At 57.6% G+C, this 6,885-nt stretch carries 10 protein-coding genes; 9 read left to right on the top strand and 1 reads right to left on the bottom strand.

The annotated features are described in order from the left end of the window. Window positions 1-137 precede the first annotated feature (137 nt). The 9 genes from OKB77_RS22840 (at window position 138) to OKB77_RS22800 (ending at window position 6,531) form a co-directional block, all read left to right on the top strand. The gene (locus OKB77_RS22840) at window positions 138-644 is read left to right on the top strand and encodes a hypothetical protein (RefSeq protein WP_077098445.1); all 507 of its coding nucleotides are present in this window, start codon (window positions 138-140) and stop codon (window positions 642-644) included. Then, the gene (locus OKB77_RS22835) at window positions 644-859 is read left to right on the top strand and encodes a hypothetical protein (protein ID WP_029303599.1); all 216 of its coding nucleotides are present in this window, start codon (window positions 644-646) and stop codon (window positions 857-859) included. The genes OKB77_RS22840 and OKB77_RS22835 overlap by 1 nt, the downstream gene beginning before the upstream one ends. Next, window positions 856-1,218, top strand: coding sequence for a hypothetical protein (locus OKB77_RS22830; protein WP_043170869.1), 363 nt, complete (start codon window positions 856-858; stop codon window positions 1,216-1,218). The genes OKB77_RS22835 and OKB77_RS22830 overlap by 4 nt, the downstream gene beginning before the upstream one ends. A gap of 81 nt (window positions 1,219-1,299) precedes the next feature. Continuing rightward, window positions 1,300-1,842, top strand: coding sequence for a hypothetical protein (locus tag OKB77_RS22825; RefSeq protein ID WP_103828994.1), 543 nt, complete (start codon window positions 1,300-1,302; stop codon window positions 1,840-1,842). 1 nt (window position 1,843) lies between these two features. After that, window positions 1,844-2,200 carry a hypothetical protein gene (locus OKB77_RS22820; RefSeq protein ID WP_043850493.1) on the top strand — a complete coding sequence of 119 codons (357 nt, stop codon included), beginning with the start codon at window positions 1,844-1,846 and terminating at the stop codon, window positions 2,198-2,200. Window positions 2,201-2,283: 83 nt separating this feature from the next. Further along, the gene (locus OKB77_RS22815) at window positions 2,284-2,598 is read left to right on the top strand and encodes a hypothetical protein (RefSeq protein WP_201976391.1); all 315 of its coding nucleotides are present in this window, start codon (window positions 2,284-2,286) and stop codon (window positions 2,596-2,598) included. A 2-nt stretch (window positions 2,599-2,600) separates the two neighbouring features. Beyond that, on the top strand, window positions 2,601-3,008 hold the full coding sequence (locus OKB77_RS22810) for a type IV toxin-antitoxin system YeeU family antitoxin (protein WP_201980526.1): 408 nt from the start codon (window positions 2,601-2,603) through the stop codon (window positions 3,006-3,008). Between the two features lie 435 nt (window positions 3,009-3,443). Next, window positions 3,444-5,294, top strand: coding sequence for a class I SAM-dependent DNA methyltransferase (locus OKB77_RS22805; protein ID WP_270818561.1), 1,851 nt, complete (start codon window positions 3,444-3,446; stop codon window positions 5,292-5,294). Further along, window positions 5,284-6,531, top strand: a complete 1,248-nt coding sequence (locus OKB77_RS22800) for a restriction endonuclease subunit S (protein ID WP_201976388.1) — start codon at window positions 5,284-5,286, stop codon at window positions 6,529-6,531. Before OKB77_RS22805 ends, OKB77_RS22800 begins: the two co-directional genes overlap by 11 nt. Here the strand turns inward: OKB77_RS22800 and OKB77_RS22795 are convergent. Then, complete coding sequence (locus OKB77_RS22795; protein WP_201976384.1) at window positions 6,480-6,851, bottom strand: hypothetical protein; 372 nt, start codon at window positions 6,849-6,851, stop codon at window positions 6,480-6,482. The two genes, OKB77_RS22800 and OKB77_RS22795, sit on opposite strands and share 52 nt — an antisense overlap. Window positions 6,852-6,885 lie beyond the last annotated feature (34 nt).

Raw genomic sequence — 6,885 nt, 5'->3', positions numbered from 1 at the left:
CGCAGAGCAGGCGCACGAATAACGCCAGCATCCCCAAACCCGGATCATCCGCGCCAACACCATGATCCGGATATTCCGATCCCCCCAGCAAGGCCACCTCACTACAGGTGGCCTTGTTCATTTCAAGGAGTCACTCAATGTCTGCCTTCATGATTGACCGCAAGGATTACCTAGCCTTTGCCGTGCAGCTACATCGCTTTTGCAATGCCCCCATGCCACCGCACTACACCCTGGAGCTACTGCGCACCCTCTGGTGGCAGCCGCCAGCAGACACGACCAGCACCTGGACGTGGCGGGTTGACCGGCTGGTACGGTTGATGATGCTCGCCAATCGCCGTGCTGTTTGGCATCGCTATCAGCTTGGGCGTCAGCAGGGCCACAAGGAACCACATCAGCACCGCTCGAACAAGCTGGGGCCGCTTAAACCTGCCCATCGTTACCACCAGGCACCACTCACCGATGCCGAACTGGTAGCCCTCTACAAATTCACCTGCTGCGCCCTGTACCAGTCGAGCGAATGGAGCGGGAGTCCTGAGCAGGCCCCGCGGCTGGTGAAGGTAATACAGCAGTTGCAGCAGGCGCTGGCGCAAGACGTGCTGACCCGGCTGTCACTGTGGGAGCAAGCACCCTGGGGAGAGATGTGATGGATCTCTACATCACCCTGACAGTGGCAAGCTCGCCACCGAGTTCAATGGCCCACCTAGCCCAACGTGTCGCCGATGACATGGCACACCTGCATCACCGTCTAGGGGATGGGGTGAGCGATGAACTGGGCATCAGTATCAGCTATCTGGTCGAACAGTTTGCGCTGCTGGCAGCTGCTTACCGTTCACCGGAGGAAAAGGAGAAACACCCATGATCGAATTCAACGACAGCTTTAGCCAGGCCTCCGTAGCGGAGGCCATGTGTGCTCACTCAGGGCTTGCCAAGCTCATCAGTCAGCAGTTGATGCTGCCGGGCTTTGCCTATGCCCACGATGTGGAGGGGCGACGTATTGGTGGCCCGCTGGTGGCCCCCAACCCTGTGTTGCACAAGACCACGCTCTTTGTCAGTCCACGGGATATGCGTGAGCACCTGCCACGAGAGATTAACTTCGCCCGCTTTCGCTGCGCCTGTAATGCAGCGGGTCAGCCGGTCGGTGAGTGGCAACGGGTAATTGTCGGGGCCTACGTCAACCACGGTAGTAATGACAAGCCGGATTGGAGTAGTCACACCTGAGCCACGGCCACCAGCACACACCCATGCTCCCATACAGCCCCTCACTCCGAGGGGCTGTTTGCATTTGAAGGAAGCCCAACCATGCACGACCTGCGTGATTACAAGACCCTGACCGCTCGGCAGATCACCACTGCCATCGGTCAGCTCAACCACAACACCGCGCCGAAGATAATGACCCACCTGGGATTGCGGGCCAGGCAGCCGCAACCACTCGGTAATGGCCGTAGTAGAGCCAAAGCCCTCAAGCTGCTGCGCAGAGTCAAGAAGGCCCACAAGGCGGGGCGTATCCCGTTTGAACTTACAGTGACCGGCTGCCGCATCGACCGGGGTAGCCATCAGGCTGACCGCTACTATTACGACCGAACACTGCTGGCTCAGGGCTGGCAGCAGTACGACACCGAAGAAGATGCGTGGTACTTCGGCATCTGGATTAACACAGAAAGGCTGGAGACCTTTACCTACGCCGAGGGCGACACCCACCATGTGATTGCGCCAAACGTTGAGGCGTTTCGTACCGAGCTGGCGCGGCTCTACCAGTACCACCCGCAAGCCCCGGCGTTTATCAGCATCGACCCGGAAGCGGGCACGGTGACCCACCATTTTGAAGCCAAACCGGAGGTGTGAAATGGCTAAGAACATCACCATCAAGGTGCCCGGCAAACATCCGCGAACCGGCGAGATCACCACCTTTGAGCTTAAGGGCCAACGCATCGATATCGGCATCGGCGGCCAGGCCGTGCCTTTCCTCATTCACGGTAGGGGGATAGGAACGTCCCTCACTCACATCCCGAGCGGATACCGCATCGCCCTGCTCGGTGGCTGGCTCACCGCTCGTTACGCAATACCTGAAAATAAGCCCAGCAGAACGGCATGCGCCCAGATGGCCATAGACCGGCTGGTGGCTCAATACGGCTCGCTGCACCTGCTGGACCGGCTGAATGGCAAACTGGTTATCAATGAGATGGCTGACTGCGCTCGTTGACGCCAACCGTCTCGCTCATCCACACACAGCATAAAGGGCCAGCCTTCACAGGCTGGCCCTTTGCAACACTGGAATCATCGAACATGACCCGTCTAATCATCGGGCTCGAAGTGCATCGCTATGCCCCCGAGCTCAATAAACTGCATCTGCGTAACCGGCAGACGTTACCCGCTCCCGGCATCACCACCATCAAAGAGGCCAAAGCCCGTCTATTTGGCCGCTGGCAGCCTGGGCATCAGGTAACCATCACGGTGAGTCACCCTGACTACGTCAATCTCTCACGGCTCTACCGGGGGCGACTGGCCAGCCTGACAGACTTTCCAGAGCACCTGACCAGACTACGCCAGCGGCACAATGTGCCCGGCACCCGCATAGACATTCGACTGAGGTATTGCTAATCATGACCACGACAACCACCCACACCAATGACGAACACCGACCCGCAGCGCCAGACCAGTCCACCCGGATTTTTGCGCAGTGGGGCTTGCCCCATAACGTGACGCCGCGCTTTGGGGCTCGTCTCATTCAAGAGCATCATCGCCTGCACTTTCTGTCAGATCGGGCCTCACTGGTAGGCGAATGGCAGGAGGAGGCTATAGACCGGCTGGAGGCTGCCTTACCTACCATCATCAAGGAACTGGAAGCCAAGCTGCTGACCGGCGAACTGGATGCCCAGCGCCAGCAACGTATCACTATCCAGCATGGAGGCTTTACCTGCGAAGCCGATACCCTTGGCAGCCACGGCTATGTCTACTTAGTCATTTACCCAGCGACGAACATGGACGCCAATCCTAAGCGCAAGACGTGACCACCAATCCGCTTGTGGTTACATTTTGGCACCTACTCATCCGTGATTAATGGGATAGGTCGTGGGGAAGCCCAATTCATGGCCTTTCCTTTGTTTTTTTGCCCGCTAACGTGAGACGTTGACCATTTCATCTCTGCAATAACAACGATGCGCAGTAATCACCTTTCGCGTGACATTACGCATAGTGCTGCGGGGTTCATTTGTATAAACTGCCCGCCAGATAATGGATAGACGACTGACGGGCCGGACTTTTTCTCGCCGATGCATCACCTTGGCTGCATCGCCTTCTGTTGACCCACCACCCTGGATAGGTCCCTGCTGCGCCCGCAAGGCTCGGCATGCGCCGTTCCGTCAGTCTGACGACTTGGCCCGCATCCTCACCTTGGCTTTCGCGCAGGTGGGTTATGACGGCAACATGCATAACCGGAGAACCCCATGACCGACCCCAACGAGCTCAGCCAGGCGCTGCTGGCCGCCGTTCCTGAAGATGGCAGCAGCATTGGTAACCAAGCCTTGATGGAAACCTTGAAAACCCAATTCAGCGACCTGACCGATGAGGTATTTACCGCCGCACGCGAGACCCTGCTGGAACAGGGCGTACTGCGCAAGGGGCGCGGTCGGGGCGGTGCTGTGCTCCGGGTGTTGGATGGCGAAGCAGCCGCTGCAGCACCACGCAAAGCGAAAGCCAGTGGAAAGGGCAAGCAGGCCAAGGATGAGCCGCAAGTTACCGGTATCGAGGGGCTGAAGAAGACCCTATGGGCTGCCGCAGACAAGCTGCGTGCCGACATGGACGCCGCCGAGTACAAGCACATCGTGCTGGGCCTTATCTTCCTCAAGTACATCTCCGACTCCTTCGCTGCCCGTCGAAGCGAACTGACCCGCCGCTTTGCCGATGAGAGCGACGAGTACTTCCTCTACGACTGTGACGATGAGCTGCTGGCCGAGGAGCTGGAAGATCGCGACTACTACCGTGAGGTGAACGCCTTCTGGGTACCGGAAGGGGCCCGTTGGGAGGGGCTGCGCGCCCATGCCAAGCAGGCCGATATCGGCAAGCGCATTGACGATGCGCTGACCCTGATCGAGCAGGAGAACCCACGGCTCAAGGGCATCCTCGACAAGCGCTACGCCCGTGCCCAGTTGCCCGATGGCAAGCTCGGCGAGCTGGTGGATCTGGTTTCCAAGATTGGTTTTGGCAGTGATGTCAGTGAAGCCCGCGACATCCTGGGGCAGGTCTACGAGTACTTCCTTGGCGAGTTTGCCAGTGCCGAGGGCAAGAAGGGGGGCCAGTTCTACACGCCTGCCAGCATCGTCAAGACACTGGTGGCGGTACTTGCTCCCCATCATGGTCAGGTCTACGACCCCTGCTGCGGTTCAGGCGGCATGTTCGTGCAGTCGGAGAGGTTTATCGAAGCCCATGGCGGTAAGTTGGGTGACGTCTCTATCTACGGTCAGGAGTCGAATCCGACCACTTGGCGGCTGGCGGCCATGAACCTCGCCATCCAGGGGATGGACTACAACCTCGGGCGCGAAAACGGTGATACCTTCACCCGCAACCAGCACCCGGACTTGCGCGCCGACTTTGTGCTGGCCAACCCGCCGTTCAATATCAGCGACTGGTGGCATGGTAGCCTCGAGGGGGATCCGCGCTGGGTCTACGGTACGCCGCCTGTGGGCAACGCCAACTATGCGTGGCTGCAGCATATGCTCTACCACCTCAAGCCCAATGGCCGTGCCGGTATCGTGCTGGCCAACGGCTCGATGAGCTCGAGCCAGAACAGCGAAGGCGACATTCGCCGTGCGATGGTGGAGGCGGACGTGGTGGAGTGTATGGTGGCCCTGCCGGGCCAGCTTTTCTTCAACACCCAGATCCCGGCCTGCCTCTGGTTCCTCGCCAAGAACAAGACCCGCCGTCAGGGTGAGGTGCTGTTTATCGATGCCCGCAAGCTGGGCACCATGGTTAGCCGGGTGCAGTGTGAACTCGATGAGAGCGCGATTGCCCGTATCGCCGATACCTTCCACGCTTGGAAAGGGGACGGGGAGTGCGAGCAGTCTTACGAGGATGTAGCGGGCTTCTGCCGCAGCGTAACCCTGGCTGAGATCGCCGAACACGGCCATGTGTTGACTCCTGGCCGCTATGTAGGGGCCGAAGAGGTGAAGGAGAACGATGAAGCCTTTGCCGACAAGATGGTTCGCCTAACCAAACAACTTGGTGACCAGATGACCAAGGGGACCGAGCTGGATCAGCTTATCCGCCAAAAGCTGGGAGGGTTGGGGTATGGGCTCTGAGTGGCAACAGTTCTGTCTGGCTGATGCAGGTAGTATCGTTACTGGAAAGACTCCGAGGGGGGGCATACCAGAGTTCGAAGGGAGCGATGTTCCTTTCGTAACACCACCAGACTTCAATGGTTCCATGTGGATTGAGCGGGCTAATCGGTCCATCTCTGAGCTTGGTGCACAATCTGTCAAAGGTAGCATCATCCCTCGGTGTAGCGTGCTTGTGACCTGTATTGGTTCTGACATGGGGAAGGCAGCCTTAACGGCATCTCGATGCGTGACTAATCAACAAATCAATGCAGTGCTTGTAGATGAAACTAAGTTTTGCCCTGAGTTTATCTATTACAACTTGAGCTTACGCAAAGACGAAATACGTGGACTTGCAGGTGGCTCGGCCCAACCAATTTTGAACAAGTCTGCATTTAGCCAAATCCGCTTCTGGGCTCCACCTCTTTCAGAGCAAAGAACTATCGCCACAGCACTAAGACCGATCAACGATCGCATCGCCCTGCTACGCGAGACCAACGCTACGCTGGAGGCCATCGCTCAGGCGTTGTTCAAGTCGTGGTTTGTTGACTTCGAGCCGGTTCATGCCCGTGCTCGTGGCGAGCAACCAGCAGGTCTGGCCCCCGAGGTCGCGGCCCTGTTCCCCGACAGCTTCGAAGAGTTCGAGTTGGGTATGGTGCCACAGGGGTGGGCGGTCGGTACACTATCTGAAATTTGTTCGATTTCAAGTGGAAAGCGACCTCCTGAGCGGAGTGATGAACTCTCGGATGAGTGTCACATCCCTTTGTATGGAGGCGCGGGTCTAATGGGTTATACATCAGCGTCACTGTTTGAGACTCCACGTATTGTCACGGGACGCGTTGGTACACTCGGCAAGGTGCATGTAGCATATCCGCCATTCTGGGCTTCTGACAACGTCCTCGTCCTGACTCCAGCAGAGGATTCAATATTTGCCTTCTGCCTACATTGGGTGAGCGCAATAGATGTCCATGCCTTGAATCGCGGATCGTCACAACCATTGTTGACTCAGAAAGACTTAGGGGCTCAGCTGGGCGTCATTCCATTACCTGAGGTCCTTGTTCAATTTGAAGCTACAGTATCGCCACTTTATAAACAGATTCGTGCCAATTTAGAGCAAGCCCAAACCCTCGCCAACTTGCGCGATACACTGCTACCCCGCCTGATCTCCGGTCAACTGCGCTTGCCGGATGCCGAGGCAATGGTGTCGGAGGCGCAAGCATGATACTCGCAACTGAGGCGCACTCCGCTACGCTCGTCGTCAAGTTGACCCAGGGGGCTGTTGATAATGGCTATATCAGCATCGGGCGCCACCAATTTGCCTTCTTTCCTGTGGATGTTATAGCGAATGACCAAGGTGAAGCAGATGCAGCTATTGAGCTGGTTTTGCCAACCGGAGAGAAGGTCACTACCGCCGTGCTGGGTAAGTTTGGCCGGTTGCAGAAACGCTTTGGAACCATGTTCAAGCAGTTGTCTGTATGTGCTGGCGATCAGTTGCAATTGGCTCGGATAGGCTCTGACCCCTATCGGTATCAACTTACCCATATTCCGAATGGCTCGATTATGACTCCTCCCACCC

Origin of the sequence: Aeromonas sp. Y318-3 (assembly GCF_027706185.1) — a bacterium.
Classification (GTDB): Bacteria; Pseudomonadota; Gammaproteobacteria; order Enterobacterales; family Aeromonadaceae; genus Aeromonas; species Aeromonas veronii.
The sequence above is the reverse complement of the archived record's forward strand: the minus strand, read 5'-3'. Positions and strand labels throughout refer to the sequence as shown.

Excerpts from the sequence above, each read along its gene's own strand:
- OKB77_RS22840 (WP_077098445.1), top strand. The coding sequence starts at position 138 with ATGTCTGCCTTCATGATTGACCGCAAGGATTACCTAGCCTTTGCCGTG.
- OKB77_RS22835 (WP_029303599.1), top strand. The coding sequence starts at position 644 with ATGGATCTCTACATCACCCTGACAGTGGCAAGCTCGCCACCGAGTTCA.
- OKB77_RS22830 (WP_043170869.1), top strand. The coding sequence starts at position 856 with ATGATCGAATTCAACGACAGCTTTAGCCAGGCCTCCGTAGCGGAGGCC.
- OKB77_RS22825 (WP_103828994.1), top strand. The coding sequence starts at position 1,300 with ATGCACGACCTGCGTGATTACAAGACCCTGACCGCTCGGCAGATCACC.
- OKB77_RS22820 (WP_043850493.1), top strand. The coding sequence starts at position 1,844 with ATGGCTAAGAACATCACCATCAAGGTGCCCGGCAAACATCCGCGAACC.
- OKB77_RS22815 (WP_201976391.1), top strand. The coding sequence starts at position 2,284 with ATGACCCGTCTAATCATCGGGCTCGAAGTGCATCGCTATGCCCCCGAG.
- OKB77_RS22810 (WP_201980526.1), top strand. The coding sequence starts at position 2,601 with ATGACCACGACAACCACCCACACCAATGACGAACACCGACCCGCAGCG.
- OKB77_RS22805 (WP_270818561.1), top strand. The coding sequence starts at position 3,444 with ATGACCGACCCCAACGAGCTCAGCCAGGCGCTGCTGGCCGCCGTTCCT.
- OKB77_RS22800 (WP_201976388.1), top strand. The coding sequence starts at position 5,284 with ATGGGCTCTGAGTGGCAACAGTTCTGTCTGGCTGATGCAGGTAGTATC.
- OKB77_RS22795 (WP_201976384.1), bottom strand. The coding sequence starts at position 6,851 with ATGGGTAAGTTGATACCGATAGGGGTCAGAGCCTATCCGAGCCAATTG.